The sequence below is a fragment of the Hymenobacter defluvii genome, from assembly GCF_017589435.1.
Taxonomy (GTDB): domain Bacteria; phylum Bacteroidota; class Bacteroidia; order Cytophagales; family Hymenobacteraceae; genus Hymenobacter; species Hymenobacter profundi.
The window spans coordinates 140,560-158,310 of the sequence record NZ_JAGETX010000007.1; the positions used below are offsets into that span (position 1 = coordinate 140,560).

The 17,751-nt window shown below is 57.0% G+C and carries 16 protein-coding genes and 1 tRNA gene; 5 read left to right on the forward strand and 12 right to left on the reverse strand.

Annotated features, from left to right (window positions below; genetic code table 11):
* Nucleotides 1-160: 160 nt before the first annotated feature.
* The 7 genes from J4D97_RS13935 to J4D97_RS13965 all read right to left on the reverse strand — a co-directional run bounded on the left by J4D97_RS13935 (nt 161) and on the right by J4D97_RS13965 (nt 8,369).
* The gene (locus J4D97_RS13935; protein ID WP_208308076.1) at nt 161-1,174 is read right to left on the reverse strand and encodes an NADP-dependent oxidoreductase; all 1,014 of its coding nucleotides are present in this window, start codon (nt 1,172-1,174) and stop codon (nt 161-163) included.
* 86 nt (nt 1,175-1,260) lie between these two features.
* The gene (locus J4D97_RS13940; RefSeq protein WP_185282916.1) at nt 1,261-1,692 is read right to left on the reverse strand and encodes an organic hydroperoxide resistance protein; all 432 of its coding nucleotides are present in this window, start codon (nt 1,690-1,692) and stop codon (nt 1,261-1,263) included.
* 51 nt (nt 1,693-1,743) lie between these two features.
* Nucleotides 1,744-2,211, reverse strand: a complete 468-nt coding sequence (locus J4D97_RS13945) for a MarR family winged helix-turn-helix transcriptional regulator (protein ID WP_208308077.1) — start codon at nt 2,209-2,211, stop codon at nt 1,744-1,746.
* A gap of 165 nt (nt 2,212-2,376) precedes the next feature.
* Nucleotides 2,377-2,676 carry a rhodanese-like domain-containing protein gene (locus J4D97_RS13950; RefSeq protein ID WP_185282918.1) on the reverse strand — a complete coding sequence of 100 codons (300 nt, stop codon included), beginning with the start codon at nt 2,674-2,676 and terminating at the stop codon, nt 2,377-2,379.
* A 25-nt stretch (nt 2,677-2,701) separates the two neighbouring features.
* Complete coding sequence (locus J4D97_RS13955) at nt 2,702-4,573, reverse strand: T9SS type A sorting domain-containing protein (RefSeq protein WP_208308078.1); 1,872 nt, start codon at nt 4,571-4,573, stop codon at nt 2,702-2,704.
* Nucleotides 4,574-4,685: 112 nt separating this feature from the next.
* Nucleotides 4,686-5,477: a PASTA domain-containing protein gene (locus tag J4D97_RS13960; RefSeq protein WP_208308079.1), complete on the reverse strand. Its 792-nt coding sequence runs from the start codon at nt 5,475-5,477 to the stop codon at nt 4,686-4,688.
* A 165-nt stretch (nt 5,478-5,642) separates the two neighbouring features.
* The gene (locus tag J4D97_RS13965; protein ID WP_208308080.1) at nt 5,643-8,369 is read right to left on the reverse strand and encodes a D-alanine--D-alanine ligase family protein; all 2,727 of its coding nucleotides are present in this window, start codon (nt 8,367-8,369) and stop codon (nt 5,643-5,645) included.
* Between the two features lie 269 nt (nt 8,370-8,638).
* Between J4D97_RS13965 and J4D97_RS13970 the strand changes: the two genes are divergently transcribed.
* Nucleotides 8,639-9,829 carry a phosphoglycerate kinase gene (locus tag J4D97_RS13970; protein WP_208308081.1) on the forward strand — a complete coding sequence of 397 codons (1,191 nt, stop codon included), beginning with the start codon at nt 8,639-8,641 and terminating at the stop codon, nt 9,827-9,829.
* A gap of 197 nt (nt 9,830-10,026) precedes the next feature.
* On the opposite strand, the gene J4D97_RS13975 is transcribed toward J4D97_RS13970, so the two are convergent.
* The 3 genes from J4D97_RS13975 to J4D97_RS13985 all read right to left on the reverse strand — a co-directional run bounded on the left by J4D97_RS13975 (nt 10,027) and on the right by J4D97_RS13985 (nt 12,730).
* The gene (locus J4D97_RS13975) at nt 10,027-10,659 is read right to left on the reverse strand and encodes a hypothetical protein (RefSeq protein ID WP_208308082.1); all 633 of its coding nucleotides are present in this window, start codon (nt 10,657-10,659) and stop codon (nt 10,027-10,029) included.
* 210 nt (nt 10,660-10,869) lie between these two features.
* Nucleotides 10,870-12,102 carry a site-2 protease family protein gene (locus tag J4D97_RS13980; RefSeq protein ID WP_347879346.1) on the reverse strand — a complete coding sequence of 411 codons (1,233 nt, stop codon included), beginning with the start codon at nt 12,100-12,102 and terminating at the stop codon, nt 10,870-10,872.
* Nucleotides 12,077-12,730, reverse strand: a complete 654-nt coding sequence (locus J4D97_RS13985; protein WP_208308083.1) for an HAD family hydrolase — start codon at nt 12,728-12,730, stop codon at nt 12,077-12,079. Before J4D97_RS13985 ends, J4D97_RS13980 begins: the two co-directional genes overlap by 26 nt.
* A 150-nt stretch (nt 12,731-12,880) precedes the next feature.
* On the opposite strand from J4D97_RS13985, the gene J4D97_RS13990 reads away from it, so the two are divergent.
* The 4 genes from J4D97_RS13990 (at nt 12,881) to J4D97_RS14005 (ending at nt 15,196) form a co-directional block, all read left to right on the forward strand.
* Nucleotides 12,881-12,954: transfer RNA gene (locus J4D97_RS13990), tRNA-Ile, on the forward strand.
* Nucleotides 12,955-13,165: 211 nt separating this feature from the next.
* Nucleotides 13,166-13,522 carry a hypothetical protein gene (locus J4D97_RS13995; protein ID WP_208308084.1) on the forward strand — a complete coding sequence of 119 codons (357 nt, stop codon included), beginning with the start codon at nt 13,166-13,168 and terminating at the stop codon, nt 13,520-13,522.
* Nucleotides 13,523-13,808: 286 nt separating this feature from the next.
* On the forward strand, nt 13,809-14,489 hold the full coding sequence (locus tag J4D97_RS14000) for a hypothetical protein (protein ID WP_208308085.1): 681 nt from the start codon (nt 13,809-13,811) through the stop codon (nt 14,487-14,489).
* Nucleotides 14,490-14,587: 98 nt separating this feature from the next.
* Complete coding sequence (locus tag J4D97_RS14005; RefSeq protein WP_208308086.1) at nt 14,588-15,196, forward strand: MarC family protein; 609 nt, start codon at nt 14,588-14,590, stop codon at nt 15,194-15,196.
* A 15-nt stretch (nt 15,197-15,211) separates the two neighbouring features.
* On the opposite strand, the gene J4D97_RS14010 is transcribed toward J4D97_RS14005, so the two are convergent.
* Both J4D97_RS14010 and J4D97_RS14015 read right to left on the reverse strand, forming a co-directional pair.
* A complete protein-coding gene (locus J4D97_RS14010; protein WP_208308087.1) occupies nt 15,212-16,087 on the reverse strand; it encodes a universal stress protein in 876 nt (291 codons plus the stop codon).
* A complete protein-coding gene (locus J4D97_RS14015; protein ID WP_208308088.1) occupies nt 16,084-17,748 on the reverse strand; it encodes a BCCT family transporter in 1,665 nt (554 codons plus the stop codon). Before J4D97_RS14015 ends, J4D97_RS14010 begins: the two co-directional genes overlap by 4 nt.
* Nucleotides 17,749-17,751 lie beyond the last annotated feature (3 nt).

Sequence of the window (17,751 nt, forward strand, 5' to 3'; positions counted from 1 at the left end):
TATACGCAAACAGCCCCGGCTACCATAAAGGCGCCGGGGCTGTGCTCATCCATTCGGCAGAAGGGCTAATTCTGCTAAAAGGTACTTGGAGGGGTACTGCAATTTCCTCGCCAGCCTTGCTAGATGTATCGTGCTTTTTAGGGTAGGATTACCATCCGCTCTACGCGGCATCGCGGTCGGCTACTTTCACAAGGGCTTTGCCGGTGTTTTCGCCGGTAAATAAGCCCAAGAAAGCCGTTGGAATCTGGTCGAATCCTTCCGTAATGGTTTCTTCGAAAGTGAGTTTGCCCTGCTCTACCCACTGCGTTAGCTCGCGCACGCCTTCGGGGAAGCGTTCGGCGTAGTTACTCACAATAAAGCCTTGTAGCATAGAGCTGGTTTTGAGCAGCTTGCCTTCGGGACGCGGACCCACTGGCGTTTCCTCGGCATTGTAAGTCGATATCTGGCCGCAGAGCGCGATGCGGGCGTGGGTATTCAGCAGATTGTACACGGCATCGGTGATTTCACCGCCTACGTTGTCGAAATAGCAGTCTACCCCATCGGGGCAGGCGTCGGCTAGGGCCTGGGCAATGTCGGGCGTGGTTTTGTAGTTGATGGCTTCATCGAAACCTAACTCTTTGAGGTAGGCCACTTTCTCATCGGAGCCGGCGGTGCCTACCACGCGGGCACCTTTGATCTTGGCCAGCTGGCCCACCACCGAGCCCACGGCGCCGGCTGCACCGGATACCACCACGGTTTCGCCTTCCTTGGGTCGGCAGATATCAAGCAGACCGAAATAGGCCGTGAGGCCCGGCATGCCTAGTATGCCCAGATAGTAGCTGATAGGCGGCCCGTCGGTAGGCACCGGCGTCAGGCCCTTGCCATCCGACAGGCTATACTCCTGCCAAGGCAGGTTGCCGGTCACCACCGTACCTACCGACAGCTCCGGGTGCTGGCTTTCCACTACCTCGGCCACTACGCCGCCACTAATTGGCTGACCTACTTCGAAGGGCGGTATGTAGGATTTGGCGTCGCTCATGCGGCCGCGCATGTACGGGTCAACGGAAACGTAGAGAGTTTTCAGCACTACCTGACCCTTGGAGGGGGTAGGCCGCTCGCGGTCTTCAAATTGGAACGTCTCGAGGGTAGGCTTGCCCTGGGGGCGGCTAGCCAGCAGAATGGTGCGGTTGCTCATGGTGTGGTATGAAAAGGGTGGAAAACAGAAACGCGTTGCTTTCCCAACGAAGCGGGAAAGCAACGCGTTGCGCAACGACAGGGCCGTTAGGCGTTGGTGGAAGTCGACAGGTTGACTTCGATGTTATTGCGGGTGGCACGCGAGTAGGGGCATACCTGGTGCGCTTTGGCTACCAAGGCTTCGGCCTGCTCCTGCTCCATACCGGGGATGTTCACGTGCAGATCTACGGCTAGGCCGTAGTTGTCGCCGTCTTTGCCGAAGCTCACGCTGGCTTCTACGGTGCTACCCGAAATAGGCGTTTTCTCCAGGCGGGCTACCAGGTTCAGGGCGCCGTCGAAGCAGGCGGCGTAACCGGCGGCAAATAGCTGCTCGGGGTTGGTAGCGCCTTCTTTTCCAGGGCCACCCATCTCCTTGGGTGTGCTGAGGGGAAGGTCAATAACGTTGTCGCTGGAGAGGGCGCGGCCGTCGCGGCCACCGGTAGCTTTGGCTTTCGCCGTGTACAAGCGTTGAATGCTCATATAACTAAGGGAGGGAAATGAAAAAAAGTAAAAGTGCGACGCGCAACGGCGTCAGGTAAGCTTCTTGATAACATGATTGAGCAGGCGGCGCAACGTTGCCAACTCTTTCGTAGAGATTTCGAGGCTGGCCAGCAGACCTTTGGGAATAGAGCAGGCTGGCTTTTGCAACACCTCGCCCGCGGGCAGCAGTCCAATAATCACGGAACGCTCGTCGCGCGGGTCGCGGCGGCGGCTCACCCATTGCTTCTGCTCCATGCGCTTAAGCAGGGGCGTAAGCGTGCCCGAGTCCAGCAGCAGGTTTTCGCCCAGCTCCTTCACCGTCATTTCCTGGTGTTCCCACAGCAGTAGCAACACCAAGTACTGCGGATACGTCAGATCGGGATCCAACTCACGCAAATAGGGCTGGTAGGCCTTGGTGAGTTGCCGCGACGCCGAGTAGAGTGGAAAACACAGTTGATTTTCCAGCTTCAGCAGCGAGAAATCTTCTTCGGACGTGGTATGTTCGGGAGCTTGTGCCATGAGAAAGTGCAATAATAACTGGTACGCGGACGTAATGTTTAATTGTGTAAAATTAAATTTATATGCAACCTATATGCAAAGGATACGCCAAGCCGCCTACCCTGGGTAGGATACAACCCCGGCCCAGGGTAGGTGGATCAGCATACACTACTGAAAAATAATAAATTAACTCTGTTGGTAGCTCTGCATCCCGCCCAGCAGGTTGCGCACATTCGTGAAACCCTGCTGGGTCAAGAAGGCCTTAGCTGAGGCTGACCGCCCACCGCTCTTGCAATGCACAATAATTTCTTGATCCTTCAACTCCTCCAGATCATCGAGCTTGTCGGGTAGGGTGCCCAGCGGAATGTTCTGGCTGCCGTCGATGCGGGATTCTTCGTTTTCCCAGGTTTCCCGCACGTCAATAATGGTGGGTGTTTCGCCGGCTTGCAGGCGTTGCTTGAGTTCGGGGGCGGTGATGTCGGCCATGGATAAAAAAAGGAGGGAATGAAAATTACGATTTGCTGATAACCAAGCGCTTGGTAACGATGGTACTGCCGTCGGGGAGGGTAAGGCGTATCAAGTAGAGACCCGCTGGCAGAGCCTGCAAGTCTAGGGTGGCCTGTCCGGCTTGCGCCACGGGCTGCTGCCAGACCACCCGGCCCAACGCATCGAGCACTGTAGCCGACTGGTAGCGCCCCTCTACCCGCACCCGGCCAGCACTAGGATTGGGATACAGCGTGAGAGCAGCCGCTACTCCGGCCGGCGTAGTGGCCGTAGTAATGCCATTGGTAAGCAGCGGGCGCATCATGGGTGCGTAGGCGGGTATAGCCGTTGCAACATTCCAAGTGCCCTGGGAGGTGCTGGTACCATTGAAGCCCGATAGCAGATAGCCAGTTGGAACGCTGCTATTCAGATCAGCCCCAAAATTCAGGAAGTCGCTGGTGGGTGCAAAGCCCACGTAAAAAGTGCCACTAACGGGGACTGGGGCGGCAAAATTGACATCTACATACTGCTGCCCAGCCGGGAGGGTAGTGGGCACGGCATAGGCACGCGTGGCTATTGCCTCTCGGTCAGGCTTGCCTTGATTATCATTCCATACAGCTATTACAATGCCTTGGCTGGTAGCGGTAGGGGAAGGAAGAGGATACAGGCGCAGGCCCTGAAGTTGGTCGGACTTATTCAGGTCGATGCGATACACAAAGTAGCCGGCTGGGCCAGTGCTGCCGCGCGGTACGTTGAAGGTTGCCTCTGCCGAACCGTCGTCATAGGCGTAATAGTTATTCAGCTCCGTCACCCGGTAAATCGTATCGTTGGGGAGGGTGCGTGGGGTTGCTTCACTGGTGTTCAGCACCACTTCGTAGCGCACGCGTTTAGACTCAGCGGTGAGAGGTAGGGGCGTGCTACGCAGACTACCCGTGATGGGGAACTGTCGCGCACTGGCATCCAATGACCGAGTCTCATTCAGAAAAACTGCCTGTGCCCCGTTGGGCAATACCTGAACGGTACCGATGTAGGGCACGGGCGTGGGCACAATGGCGTCGAAGTTGTTTGCTGTGGTCGTTACCTGGTCGTTCAACTCATCCGTTGGGTTTGCCGCTGCATTATACTGCCACACTGGCATGGCTGCGTAGCGCTTCAACAGGCTATTGAGAGGAACACTAGTAGCAATATCCTGAATGGAGTTATCGGTGGCAGAGCGGTTGCGGTCGAGCCGCACGTAGTCGATGCTCCAGGCATCGCGGGTAGTAGCCAAGTTACCTACTGCTCGAAAGCGAAACTGAAAGCTGCCGTGCAAGTAGGCAGGAGTATTGATAGCAAAAAACTGCTCCTGAAACGTAGTTCGCACTCCTGTGCTGAGCTGTTGCCACACTACCTGCCACGCTTGGTTGCGGTCCAAAAACTCCAGTTGTAGGTACACAGGGCGCGCTCCACTGTTGGCTTGCGGGGCGCCCACTATGCTGCCGGCCTGCCAATAAAAGCTCAAGTACACATTGTCGGCTGCCGTAAGGCCGGCAAGGTCAATGGGTTGGGACGTAAGCGTATCCGTGTCGTTGTAGGCGGTGGAAGGACCGTAGGGCTGGCCGTTGGCGCTCAGGCCATCGAGGGTAGCCACGCCCCGGCTGGGCGGCGCCACCGGGAAACGGTTGTTGACAAGTGCGCCGCCCGGTAGCCAGCGTGTTAGGCTGGGGGCACCTTCCACCGGAAGCGTGAAATCATCGAAGAAGGGTAGGGAAACCAGGGCCGGGCGTTGCGCCACGCGGGGCCGGACGTTGGTAGTTCGCGCTGGGTCGGCTTCGAGGGGGCGCACCGTTTGCGCGCGGCTGGGTACAGCCAACGCCGTCAGCAATAGCAAGAAGCAAAAGACGCGTAGCAGATAGTTCATCGGCAGGCAAGTTACGGACGCTAAACGTTAGGGCCGGCGGTTTGGTACGAAAGCAGTAGCGCGGAGCCAGCCAGCTCCGCGCTACCCTACTTCAATACCACCCGGCGCCGCTTTAGTTTACCGGCGTGAGCGAGGTAGGCTCGCTGCCCGCAATCCACAGATCTACCAGCTGCCCCATACGGATGGTGGCATTGCCAGTAGCCGCCGGGCGCTGCTTCACCACGGTGCCCTCGGGCTGGTCGGCGGTGGCGGGTTGGTAGAACTTCTCACCCAGCTGCAAGCCCTGGCCTGCCAGCAGTGTCAGAGCCTCGTCGGCAGGCATACCTACCACGTTGGGCACCGGGAACTCCTGGTTGCCCAGGCCGTCGCCTACCTCCAGATCAATCTTGGTGCCTTTGGGTAGGGCTGCACCGGGCGCTATTTCCTGACCGGCTACCAATTGCTTCAGCACGGCGTTCTGCTCCAGATTGGGCACCAGCGTGATTTTGCCCACTAGCAGGCCGTAGCTTTTCAAGATCATCTGGGCGTTTTTCACCGAGCCGCCCTTCAGGTTCGGCATCTTGATCTGCGGCGGGTTCTTGCTCACCACCGATACGTAAATCTTGCGGTCTTCCTTTACAAACTCGCCGGGAGCGGGGTCCTGCATCAGCACGGTGCCGGGGCGCACGCCGGGCTCATACGTGCTGTCGTCCACGAAATAGCGCAGGTTGCGCTCGTCGAGGTAGTCCTCTAGCGCGTCCATCTGCATCCCCGTTATCTTGGGCACCATAATGGTTTCGCCGTGGTTGGTCGAAATCGGCAGGTACACGAAGAAAAAGGCAAATAGCAGCGCCGCGCCCAGCACGCCAATCACCACCAGGTGCTTCACCACGTCGAAAGGCGTATCGGATTTCAGGAAAGCCATTTATTCAATTAAAAATTAAGAATTCGAAATTAAGAATTGAGGGTGGGAATAAACCGTTTGTCATCCTGAGCGGAGCGAAGGACCTTTTCACGTGCGAACGAGTCGTTGTTGCGCCTGTTGTGCAGATGTGAGAGGGTCTTTTGCTGTACTCAGGATGACAGTTCTTTATTCTCCGGCATTTAAAGCTGCCTTCTCCTGCCGCGCTTTGCCAAACTCCAGAATCTGGTCGATGAACTGGTAGGGCGTGTAGCCGTTGAGGGCCGTTTGGTGGAAGATGCAGGTGGCGGGCGTCATGCCGGGTAGGGAGTTCACCTCGATGATGATGACCTCCACGGCGCCGGTCTGGCGCACGCGCACAAACGCGTCGATGCGGGCGTATCCCTGGATGTCCAGGATTTCGGCCACGCGGCGCAGCTCCTGCTTCACCTCATCGGAAATACGCTGACGCTCGGCAGGGTCGGGGGCGTAGCGGGCGGGGGTGATGTTCTGGCCTTCGCCGGCCAGGAATTTCTCCTCCAAACTCAGCACCTCGCCCGTAGCCAGCGCCTCCGACGCTTCGAACACTTCAATTTCCAGCGCCCCGTTTTCGCTCCAATGCGTGAGCAGGCCGCCAGTCACTTCTAGGAAGTGAGCCGCGCCGTCGCGGTCAATCAGCGTTTCCACTAGGAAGGCGTCCTTCTGCGGAAACTCCTCCTTGAAGCCTAGGTGCAGGGTAGTGGCCGCGTCGGGCATCAGGTCTTGCTGATTGCGGAAGATGAGGCGGCAGAACGCCACCAGCTCCTCCCGCGTCTTGATTTTCTTCACGGCCGAGGAGCAGCCGTCGTCGGCGGGCTTGGCAATGAAGGGGTAGGGGAACTGTGTTTCCAGCTCGTGGTAGAAGTTTTCCGGGTCGGCCTCCCATTGCAGGCGGGTAGCCATGCGGTGCTCGGCCACGCGCAGACCCGCTTCGCGCAGGCGCTTATTGGTTTCGAACTTGTTGATGGTAATGCTGCTGCTGGCCGTGCCCGAGCCGTTGTAGGGTAGACCATGCTTTTCCAGCTCGGTTTGCAGGGCGCCGTCCTCGCCGGGGCGGCCGTGCAGGGCAATAAATACCTCGTCTACCTCCTGGGCCAGCTCCTCGAAGGAGATGTGGCGGGGCTGGGCCGTGGGCTGCCCGGCATAGGTGCTGGTGATGCTCTCGGCTTCGCGGCGGATGCGCTGCAAGATCGGGTGCAGATCGTGACCGGCCTCGTGCTGCTCAATCTTCTCCCGAATGTCGTCGGCGTTGTCCTTCAGCATTACGTTGATAGGCAGCACATACAGCCGGAAATCCTCGCTGCTACCCGTCAGAAACACCGGCACCGGCTGGTACTTAGCCGACGACGACAGCTTCTCATAAATGTTGCGCCCGCTTTCCACCGAAATATGCCGCTCCGAGGAGTAGCCGCCCATTATCACGGCTACCTTGGTGCGCGGACGGTCTTCCTGCTGGCGCTGGGCCACGGCCTCGTCTAACTGTGACAAGAGGCCAGCCAGTTGCAGCGGCTTCATGCCCGCCCGCCGCCGCGCGGCCAGGGAGGTGCGCACGAGGTAGGTGAGGAACTGGCTGGGATTCAACCCAATCTCCGCAGCTTGGTGGAAGAAGAACGACGCCGGCAACATGCCCGAGGTGGTGTTCGGGTCATTCAAAAACAGCTCACCATCGGCCGTCATAAAGCCATCTAGGCGCGCATACACTTGAAAGCCAAATGTGCGGAACATCTCCTCGCACTGCTCCCGAATGCGCTGAATATCGGCTTCCGGCAGGTCGATGGGCGTGATTTTGCGCGAGAGGCCGGGCAGGTACTTCGAGCGGTAGTCGAACATCTCTTCGCCCTTCACAATCTCGGTAGGAGGTAGGGCCAAGGGGTTTCCGGTGGGGTCCTCCACCACGATGCACGAAAACTCGCGCCCGTGCACAAACTGCTCCACCAGCACCTGCGTTTCGCCGTCGGCGTTGGTTAGGCGCACTTCGTCGGCGGTCAAGAAAGCCTCGTTTAGAACGCGTAGCAGCTCTTCCGGATGGTAGAGTAATTGGCTGCTGGCTTCTTGTTCAGAGCTATCAGCTTCAAGTGATACTGGCAGGCCGATGCCTTCGCGGATGTCGGTGAGCTGTTGCACCCACACGAGCTTGTCGCGCTCCGTGAACTGCGCCCATTCCGAGCGGTACACGGTTTTGCGGAACAGGCTGCGTTCCACGGCGGCGCGGAACTTGGCCACGTCGTTGTCGCGCAGGATACTCACGCCAATGCTGCTACCCTGACGCGGGGCCTTGAATACGAGGGGTAGGCCCAGCTCCCGCGTGAGGTAGGCAAGAGTAGCCTCCGGGTCGGCGGCATCCCAATCTTCCTGCGTTATCACCCGAAAATCTGGGGTAGGGCGGCCCAATGCTTTCAGCAACTTCTTCTGGGCAATCTTATCGATGCCGAATGCTGAGGGGAAAATGCCCGAGCCGGAATACGGAATGCCGTACCACTCCAGCAGGCCTTGTATGGCGCCATCTTCGCCGCTGGGGCCGTGCAAGGCTAGGAAGGCAAAGTCCAGCAGCTCGTGCAGCTCGTGCGGGGCCACGCGGCGGCCTACCTCGCTGATGATCTGGTCTTGCTCCTGCTGCGTCAAATCACCCAGGCTTTCGAGGTACACTTGCAGCTTGTGCTCGGAGGCGGGTAGGGCCGACACGGGCGGGTAGAAGTCCCGGATGGTGCCTTTGTAGATGTACTGCCAATCCAGCAACACAAAGTTGCCGCGGCTGTCCACGAAGATGGGCACGGCCTCAAACAGGGCCTTGTCCAGATTATCATATACCGTGCGGCCGCCCGCAAACGAAATTTCCCGCTCGCGCGAAGTGCCGCCGAAGAAGATGCCTATTTTCATACGTAGTGCAAAGGTAGGAGGAGTAGCGCGGAAAAGCAGCGCGTAGGAGGGTAGCGTTATTGTGCGTCTGTCATCCTGAGGGGAGCGAAGGACCTTCTCACGGCAGAACGGCAGGCGTCACAACGACTCGTTCTACCGTGAGAAGGTCCTTCGCTCCCCTCAGGATGATGGGTAAATTAACACGCATCAACACGCAACATTTCCAAAATTCTCCCGAACTACGCGGCGCCGTCGCGTATAAGACGGTACCTAACCCAACCGTTTCACCCATGAAAACGCTCGATCAATACAACTTTGCCGGCCACCGCGCGGTGGTGCGCGTCGATTTCAACGTGCCTCTCGACGACGAGCTGCGCATCACCGACGACACCCGCATCCGGGCTGCTACGCCTACCATCAAGAAAATTCTGGCCGACGGCGGCTCCGTGGTGCTGCTCTCGCACATGGGTCGGCCCAAAGGTGGCCCCGATAAGAAAAACTCGCTCTACAACCTGGGGCTGCGCCTGCAACAAGAGTATGGCCAGCAAGTGAAATTTGGCGGCGACGTGCTCGGCCAGGAAGCCACCGACATGGCGAATAACCTGCAACCCGGCGAAATCCTGCTGCTCGACAACGTGCGCTTCTATGCCGAAGAAGAGAAAGGCGACCCTGCATTTGCCCAGCAGCTCGCCCGCCTCGGCGACGTGTACGTGAACGACGCCTTCGGTGCGGCCCACCGCCGCCACGCCTCTACGGCCGTGATGGCCCAATACTTCGCCCCCGAAGACCGGGTAGGCGGCTACCTGCTGCAAAGCGAGCTGGATAACGCCAAGAAAGTGCTCGACCACCCCGAGCATCCCTTCACCGCCATCATGGGGGGTGCCAAGATTTCGGATAAAATAGAAATAATTGAGCGTCTGCTAGATAAGGTAGATAACCTGATCATTGGCGGGGCCATGGCCTACACGTTCTCGGTAGCCGAGGGCGGCAGCATCGGCAACTCGCTGCTGGAAGCCGACAAGGTCGACCTGGCCGCCAGCCTCATTCAGAAAGCTAAAGACAAAGGCGTGAACCTGGTACTGCCCGGCGACAGCCTCATCGCCAACAAATTTGCCAACGACGCCGACGTTGAAGTGGCCGGCAACCACAGCATTCCGGTTGGCTGGATGGGCCTGGACATCGGTCCCGAGTCGCGCGAAATCTTCGCCGACATCATTCGCAACTCCAAAACCATTCTGTGGAATGGTCCAATGGGCGTGTTCGAAATGTCGAACTTCTCGTTGGGCACCGAGTACGTAGCCCGCGCTGTGGCCGAAGCCACCGAAAACGGCGCTTACTCCCTCATCGGCGGCGGCGACTCGGCCGCAGCTGTGAACCAGTTGGGCTTTGCTAACCGGGTTTCCTACATCAGTACTGGCGGCGGTGCCCTCCTGGAGTACATGGAAGGCAAAGAGCTACCCGGCGTAGCCGCGTTGGGGTAGAAGGTGAAGTTGTGAGTTTGTGAAGTTGAGAATTTGAAATAAAAAAGTGTCTGTCATCCTGAGCGGAGCGAAGGACCTTCTTACGGTAGAACGAGTCGTTGGTACGATAGTCGTTCATCTGTGATAAGGTCCTTCGCTCCGCTCAGGATGACAGACACTTTTTTTACCTCTTACTCACTCTATTCTCAACTTCACCCTTAGTTCACATACGGCGCTTCCAGTTCCTGGCCCATGCTTTGGATGGTGTCGGAGTGGCGGCCGGTGAGGCGCACAGTGCCGATGCGGGCTTCGGCTTCGGTGATGACTTCTAGCTCGCGGAGCCAATGCAGGCGGCGTAATTGAGGTTCAATTAGGCCCAGGGGGTTGATGTCGGCGTAGTGGTGGCGAAGGTAGGCCTTGGTGGTTTGTTCCAGCTTGTCGGCGAAGCGGTGCAGCTCCCGGCGCTGCCGCCACCTATCGGACAGCACCACGTGGGCGCGGGCCGTAACGAGCACAAAATAGCGCCGCCAGGTGTTCCAGCCGTACAGCATCAAGCCCAGCACCAATACGCCGCCCGTAGCGGCCAGCCAGACGTTATGACTCAGCCGGTCGCGCACGTAGGAGCTGCCTAACGCATTCACCACTAGCCAGCCTAATACAAACAGCCACGTGCGCCAGCGGTGCGGCAGGGTAGGGCGGCGCTTCTCCACGCGCACGGGCAATACCTCTTCGTACGGCATTTCAAATTCCAGCAGCACGTCGCCAGTGACAGAGCGCTTGCTGACGTGTACGCCGTGCGCACGCAACGTAAGTTGGGTAGTAGAGAAAAGAGAGCGTTGTTCTAAAACCATTCAGTGGGTGCAAGTTGGGAGTGGTGAGCGGTGAGTTTGTGAAATTGTGGATAGAAAACACGGCTGTCATCCTGAGCTTGCGAAGAACCTTCTTAAAGGTAGAACGACCATCGCAAAAACGACTAGTTCAACTGGCAAAAGATTCTTCGCAAGCGCAGGATGACAGGCTTTCTTCACTCACAACTGCACAAACTCATCACTCACTATTCATCAATGAAACGGTGCCGGGGTGAAGCACAGTGCAAATATCGCCAGCATCAGCCAGCCCAGCACCTTGCGACCCGGCGACAGCGGACTTTCGTCGGGGGCGGGTGGGTGGTGCACACCAGTTAACCTACCCAATAGCAGACCGAAGACCAGCCAGCCAGGGTTGCCCAGCACACCAGGCAGGGCCACCGTAAGTGCCAGCTGCCCAAACCACACGGCTGCCGCCAGCAACACCGTGCGGGCGGGAGTAGGCAGCAGCTTCCGAAATACCACAAATAGGTACAGCGCGTAAGGCACGCCGCCGTAGAGCCACGTGTCGCGGTCAGAGTGCAGGGAGAAAATTCCTAATCCGGCATAGAAAATAAAGCCGATGAACAGCACCGTAGACAGCCGGTTGAAGCGCCGGTAACCCAACAAACCGTATAGGATGTGCCCCCCATCGAGCTGCCCAATGGGTAGGAGATTGAGCGCCGTGAAGAACAACGACAGCACCCCCGCTAGGAGCACAGGATAATGCAGCAACTCATACGGGTGCGGCAAACGCGTCGGATCGGCCAGCCAGCTTTCCAGCCATTGGTAAATAAGCGGCTTGCCAAAGGTGATGCCCTGGGCGCCGGGTGGGTACACGTGGCGCGCATAATCGGCCCCAAACTGCTGGTATTCCGGATGAATCTGGAATAAATAATCGGCCAGCGGCGGCAAATGCGTGAAGCCATACATCAGCAGCGGAACCGCCACCACGAAGCCCGCTAACGGCCCGGCCAGGCCAATGTCGAAATACTCCCGGCGCGAGAAAATCCGGTCTTTGATGCGAATAACCGCCCCAAACGTGCCAATGCCCAGCACAAACGGAATGAAGTAGGGTAGGGTAGTGCGCACCCGATTATATCGCGCCGTGAAGTAGTGCCCAAATTCGTGCACCGTGAGCACGCCCAGAAACGGCACCGAAAACCATAGTCCCCGGCTCAGCTCTGTGCGCAAGGCCTCGCCCCGCAGCCCGAACACGTCGAGGGGTAGGAAATCCAACCCGCCGCGCGTGAGCATGATGCCCGCCAGCGTGGTAGTCACCAGCGTAAGCAGAAACAGCAGCAGGTGCAGGCCGTACACACGCCAGCGCGGCGGCTCGGGCTGCTCGTAGCGCACGAACGCCTCGTGGGCATCGGCTAGGGTATAGGAAGCGGAATCGTCGCCAGCCGTGGGGGCTTCGGCGTCAGGCAGAGGTAGGGGAGAAGGCACGAATGGCGTCGGGCAAAGCGTCGGTGAGCGTCAGCGGCGGCGCCAGGAACAGGGTCTGTATTCCCAGGCGGCGGGCTGTTTCAATGTGTTGGATACTGTCTTCAATGAAAAGAGTTTCCTCGGCTTTCCAGTTCATTTCGCGCAGCACGTGCCGGAAAATCTCCTCGCCGGGCTTGCGCAGCCCTACCTCCTGGGAATAAAACACGCGGTCCAGCGCATCGGCAATGCCATGCGCGAAACCGTACTGCTCCTGTAGCTGCTGGTTGATAACGTTGATGTGCATGTGGTTGGTATTGCTGAGCAGGGCCGTTTCGTGGCCTTGCTCGCGCAGCTCAGAAATGAGAGCCAGACGCTCAGCGGGCACATCCAGCAGCATGGCGTTCCAGGCGGCGTCCAGCTCGTCGTCGGTGGCCGTGAGCTGGTAGCCCGTGCGCAGCCCCTCCCGAAATGCTTCGCTCGTGAGGCGGCCGGTTTCTAGCTGGTCGAACAGCTCGGCCTGTGCTTGTTGGTTGAAGGCAATGGTGCTGCCCGCCGGGCTAAAACGGCGCATCTCATCCAGCGTGCGCTGGTAGTCGATGTTGATAATAACGCCGCCAAAGTCGAACAGCAGATTGGGTTTCTTCGTCATACGGGTTAGATAGGGGCGGCTCGCAGCCGCCCGAAGGTAAGTTTCGGCCGCTCGGAACCACTCCGACGCGGATTAAAATTGGAAATTCGCCCGCAAACTTCGAAGTTTGCAGCAGCGAAACCAACCTGCTCTGTCAGATTAGTACGCATCGGGCCTATAGCTCAATCGGTTAGAGCAACTGACTCATAATCAGTAGGTCCTTGGTTCGATTCCAAGTGGGCCCACAATGTGCCGACGAAAACAGCCTCTACGATACGTGGAGGCTGTTTTTGTTTGTATCTGATAAAAAATTACTGTATATGGCTGCTCTCACCCTTCGAACACCCCTCTGTTTAATCGAAGTAAGGCACAGCAAAATAGCCATTGCAAAAACATAGTGACTACTGCATGCAACCATATACCATAGTGATGCCTATACCCACTATACCCAACCTTATGAAGGTTACACACATTATTTTCTGTGCGCTGAGTTGCTGGGGTGGCCTTGCTTTATCAGGATGCCAAGACAAAGACACCGATCCGGCCGCCGACGAACTCGTACAAGTAAGCTACGCACAAACCGCATGTTCTGACCCGTGGATTGCTGACTCAACTGGCGTAACGGCCTTTGAGACAGCGGCAACAGCCTACCTCCAAAAGCAAGGTGTGCAAACTGATCAGTTGCAGGCAGCCCAGACAGGGGAATATGAGCCTTGTAATGCCTGCCATTGCAAAACAGGAATCATATTAGAGGGCGGTGTCCGACGCAAGGATTTAGCCACGGTCGAGAAACTGGGTTTTCGAAAATTGTAAGCTTCTATATAGAAACAAGCAAAACGCCCCGGCCGGTTGATCGGGGCGTTTGTGTTGCAATAGAGTAGGGCGTGTACTTTCTGATAGTCGAAGAAGATGCCTGCTACCCTGGCCGATAACGGTTCTTTTTTTGGAATATCCTTCCTGCGTACTCAGAACGATGTTCTGCCCGCCCGAATATATTGGAAGGTAAGGCATCCTACGGTGCTCCTTTTAAGGAAGCGCTTCTATTTTTTGCTTCAAGGAATTAGCCACGGATAACCCCTTTCTCCGTACACGTAGTCATATGTTTGGAGTAAGTGACATCCCGAAGTTCTTTCTGGCCTTCTTTCTGGTGCTGCCAGTTATTTCTTTTCTGCACGAGGCTGGACATGTGTTTTTTGCCTGGCTGATGGGGGGCAAAAACATCAAGGTGACTGTGGGTTCCGGTGACGTGGTGTTTCGGTTGGGCATGCTGGAAGTGCGCCAATACTACTTCTGGTACGGCCAGTGCACCTTCGACAATCTGAGGCATAACCACCGCTTGGCCAACGTCCTTATTTTTGTGGGCGGCTCGCTTTTCAATGCCATAAGTACGGTGGTAGTGGTTTACCTTATTGAAAGCGGCCGGCTGGAGTCGGGCATGCTTACCTACCAGTTCACCTATTTCTCCCTGTACTACATCTTTTTTGCGCTGTTGCCCATGCCCTACCCCGACGGCAACCACAGCGACGGGAAGATTATTCTGGATTGGGTCCGCAACAAAGGGCAGGCCGCGGAAAAGACCTACCGCGTGCAGTGGAACGAGAAGAACGCGCAATGGCAGGTGCTAGACCACAACCACGACCTCGTTGAGGGGTGTGCAGATGAAACACAGGCGCTCGAAAAAGCGCACGAGGTAGCACGGCGCAATCGGCCCAGCCGCTTACTAAGCAGCGAAAGCGGCCAGGAGAAAGAGGTAGCCAATTACCCCAGAGTACCCCTGTAGTCGCCATTTCGCGGTGCTCCTGCGCGCATCACTGCCCTACACAATAGAAAAGTCACCTTTCGGTGGCCCACACCAAACCCGTTAAGTAGCTTGATTTGATGATAGCAGCTATAGTTAGTTTCCTGGTGATGCTGAACCCCTTTGCCTTGTTTTTGTACCTGAAGCCGATTATGCAAGACCTTTCGGAAGCCGACTTTCGGTCGGTATTTCTGAAAGCCAGCACGATTTCTTTCTGCATCTACCTGGTTTTCCTGCTATTCGGCGATCTGGTTTTCCAGAAGGTATTTAGCATCAATTTCGAGTCGTTCCGGATATTCGGCGGCATTGTGCTGTTTTCCTTTGCCTACATTTTTATTGTGCAGGGAAAGAAGGCGTTCATTCAGATTAAAGGTGACCTGCACGACCTGGCTTCCGAAATTGCGCTGCCCTTCATGGTAGGGGCCGGCACTATCTCGCTCACCGTCTTGATGTCGGAGCAGCTGCAACTGTGGCAGGGGGTAGTAGCGCTGGTCCTGATTATGCTAATCAATTACCTGATCATCATGGGGTTGAAGCAAATGCGCCGCGCCATGCGCAGCAAAAGCTTTCAGATTGCCTTCGACAAAATCATGGAGCTTTTGCTGCGCATCAACGGCTTTTTCCTGGGCGCTATCGGCGTTGATATGATTACTACCGGTATCACTAACCTAATGCGGGCCGCTGGGTAGGCTTGGCCGTAGCGCCTACCGTATCACCTCCTCGGAATAAACCAGCCACAGCGGAATGGGCAGGTCCATGTTGTAGATTTCCTTCGGTACGCTGCCAAAACGCAGGGAGGGTAGGGGGTTACTACCCTTCAGGCCGAGCACGAGCAGGTCGTATTTGCCTTTGCCCAAGTGTAGGCGAATGCGCTCTGCCACGCTTTTGTTGGCGGCCCGCACCAGGGTGTAGGGCACGCCGGCGGTTTCCTGGTGTTTTCGCTGCAAGGTGGCAAACCGCTCCTTCACGATTTCTTCGGCCTTCTTCACGGCTTTTTCTTCCGAGATAAGCGGGAAGTACTGGGTCGGCAGCCGGTAGACGTGCAGTATCTCCAGTTGCAGCCCCAACTGGGTGGACAGGTTCTGGCTGAGCCGCAGGGCGTGCACCGAGGTGGCCGAAAAATCCAGCGGCAGCAGAACTTTATGAATACTTGCTACCGCCGTTTCGGGGAAGACGAGCACGCTGCACGGTAGCACCTGGAGTAGCTTGGTGCCGAGGGCTCCGGTACTCTTGTCGCTCATCTTCTTGCCCAGCAGGGCTAGCTTTATCCGGTAGCGCTTCACCAATTCGGCCAGCATCACTTCCGTATTCGGCTCCTCGCCAACAAGGACCTCATATGCAGTGGCGTTGCCGAAGTGCTCGGTCACGATGTCGTTGATGTTGCCTTCCACTTCGCTGGCCAGGTCCATGTTGCCAAAGTATTCCCGGAAGTCGTCGCTCAGCTCGGCTACCTTCACGTTGTGCACAAAGTACACTTTGCCTACTTGCAGCCGCTCGCAGATGGAGCGGGTGAAGGCCACCAGTTTTTCGTCTATATCACTCAGGTCCAAGCAGACCATCATCGCGTCAATGGCAATCATAGTTTCGCGGCGTTTGGGGGTAAGGAGGTAGGAATAGCTGTTTGCGGTGCTTTGACTTCTTGTTTCTGCGCCCGCTTGGTCAGCATTTCGCCTACCAGTTGCTGATAATCTTTGCGTTGCTGGGCGCTGCCCAGTTTCATTTCTTCTTCCAGTTCTTCACTCAGCCCTTTATACAAGCTGTAGCACATCAGCAGCAGAATGATAGCAAAGGGAAGGCCTGTGATAATAACAGCCGTTTGCAAGGCTTGCAACCCGCCACCCAGTAGCAGCACCGCCGCAATGGCTCCGCCCGACACGGCCCAGAATATGCGGGTGCCGACCGAGGGGTCTGGCCGGCCGCCAGAAGTAAGACTTACCACTACCAGCGACCCGGAGTCGGAGGACGTGACGAAGAACCCGGTGATGAGCACAATGCCGATAACCGACAGGATGTTGGAGAACGGAAGCTGCTCGAAGAAGACAAATAGGGCCGTTGATACGTCTGCGGCTACGGCATCGGCTACGGCCGTATTGCCGCCCAGTACTTCGCGCAGGGCGGTGCTGCCGAATACCGTCATCCACAGAAACGAGAGTAGGGAAGGCACAATCAGTACCCCGAGCACAAATTCCTTGATGGTGCGGCCTTTGGAGACGCGCGCAATGAAGATGCCCACAAACGGCGCCCACGAAATCCACCAGGCCCAATAAAATACCGTCCAGGTACCCTGCCAGTTGGTATTGCTGTAAGCTTCATTCCAAAAAGAAAGCTGCATAAAGCTCCCAATGTAGTAGCCGGTGTTCTGCACATAAGAGCCCAGGATAAACACCGTAGGCCCCAGAAACAGCACCGCCACCAGTACCAGCAAGGCAATTCGGACGTTCCACTCGCTGAGGATACGCACGCCTTTGTCTACCCCCGTTACCACCGATATGGTAGCAATGCCCGTGATAATGGCTATCAGGCTAATCTGGGTAGTGACGTTGTTGACGATAACTGGAAATACGTGGTGTAGCCCCGCCGCCACCTGCTTCACCCCCAGGCCCAGCGAGGTAGCCAAGCCGAAGAGGGTAGCAATAACCGCCAGAATATCAATAACATCACCAATAATACCGTGAATACGCTCACCCAGAAACGGGTAGAACGCCGAGCGTACCGTAAGAGGTAATTGGCGATTATAGGTGAAAAAGGCCAAGGCCAGCGCTACCAGCGCATAAATGGCCCAAGCGTGGAAGCCCCAGTGCAGAAACGTGAAGTTCATGGCCTGGCGGGCAGCGGCGGGCGTGCCCGGCTCCCCAAGCGGGGGCGTCTGGAAGTGGTTGATGGGCTCGGCCACGCTCCAAAAAAGCAGGCCAATACCCATGCCGGCACTGAACAGCATGGCAAACCAGGAACCAGTGCTGAACTCGGGCCGGGCATCCCGACCACCCAACCGGATATTGCCAAACCGACCAAAAGCCAGAAACAGGCAGTACGCCACAAAAATGTTCACGCTCAGAATGAACAGCCACCCCATGTTGGACGTGACAGCAGTCTGTATTTCCGCGAAAAACGTTTCGGCGCTTTCCCGAAAGACCAAAACGAGCACGATACTGAGGACAAGTATCACGATGGATGGCCAGAACACGGGCCCGTTTACATCCAACCCAAACGATTTTTTCGCCTCATTCCTAACTTTGCTCATATG

What these genes read in the sequence shown, in the direction of transcription:
- J4D97_RS13935 (WP_208308076.1), bottom strand. Translation starts at nt 1,174, where the DNA reads ATGAGCAACCGCACCATTCTGCTGGCTAGCCGCCCCCAGGGCAAGCCT.
- J4D97_RS13940 (WP_185282916.1), bottom strand. Translation starts at nt 1,692, where the DNA reads ATGAGCATTCAACGCTTGTACACGGCGAAAGCCAAAGCTACCGGTGGC.
- J4D97_RS13945 (WP_208308077.1), bottom strand. Translation starts at nt 2,211, where the DNA reads ATGGCACAAGCTCCCGAACATACCACGTCCGAAGAAGATTTCTCGCTG.
- J4D97_RS13950 (WP_185282918.1), bottom strand. Translation starts at nt 2,676, where the DNA reads ATGGCCGACATCACCGCCCCCGAACTCAAGCAACGCCTGCAAGCCGGC.
- J4D97_RS13955 (WP_208308078.1), bottom strand. Translation starts at nt 4,573, where the DNA reads ATGAACTATCTGCTACGCGTCTTTTGCTTCTTGCTATTGCTGACGGCG.
- J4D97_RS13960 (WP_208308079.1), bottom strand. Translation starts at nt 5,477, where the DNA reads ATGGCTTTCCTGAAATCCGATACGCCTTTCGACGTGGTGAAGCACCTG.
- J4D97_RS13965 (WP_208308080.1), bottom strand. Translation starts at nt 8,369, where the DNA reads ATGAAAATAGGCATCTTCTTCGGCGGCACTTCGCGCGAGCGGGAAATT.
- J4D97_RS13970 (WP_208308081.1), top strand. Translation starts at nt 8,639, where the DNA reads ATGAAAACGCTCGATCAATACAACTTTGCCGGCCACCGCGCGGTGGTG.
- J4D97_RS13975 (WP_208308082.1), bottom strand. Translation starts at nt 10,659, where the DNA reads ATGGTTTTAGAACAACGCTCTCTTTTCTCTACTACCCAACTTACGTTG.
- J4D97_RS13985 (WP_208308083.1), bottom strand. Translation starts at nt 12,730, where the DNA reads ATGACGAAGAAACCCAATCTGCTGTTCGACTTTGGCGGCGTTATTATC.
- J4D97_RS13995 (WP_208308084.1), top strand. Translation starts at nt 13,166, where the DNA reads ATGAAGGTTACACACATTATTTTCTGTGCGCTGAGTTGCTGGGGTGGC.
- J4D97_RS14000 (WP_208308085.1), top strand. Translation starts at nt 13,809, where the DNA reads ATGTTTGGAGTAAGTGACATCCCGAAGTTCTTTCTGGCCTTCTTTCTG.
- J4D97_RS14005 (WP_208308086.1), top strand. Translation starts at nt 14,588, where the DNA reads ATGATAGCAGCTATAGTTAGTTTCCTGGTGATGCTGAACCCCTTTGCC.
- J4D97_RS14010 (WP_208308087.1), bottom strand. Translation starts at nt 16,087, where the DNA reads ATGATTGCCATTGACGCGATGATGGTCTGCTTGGACCTGAGTGATATA.
- J4D97_RS14015 (WP_208308088.1), bottom strand. Translation starts at nt 17,748, where the DNA reads ATGAGCAAAGTTAGGAATGAGGCGAAAAAATCGTTTGGGTTGGATGTA.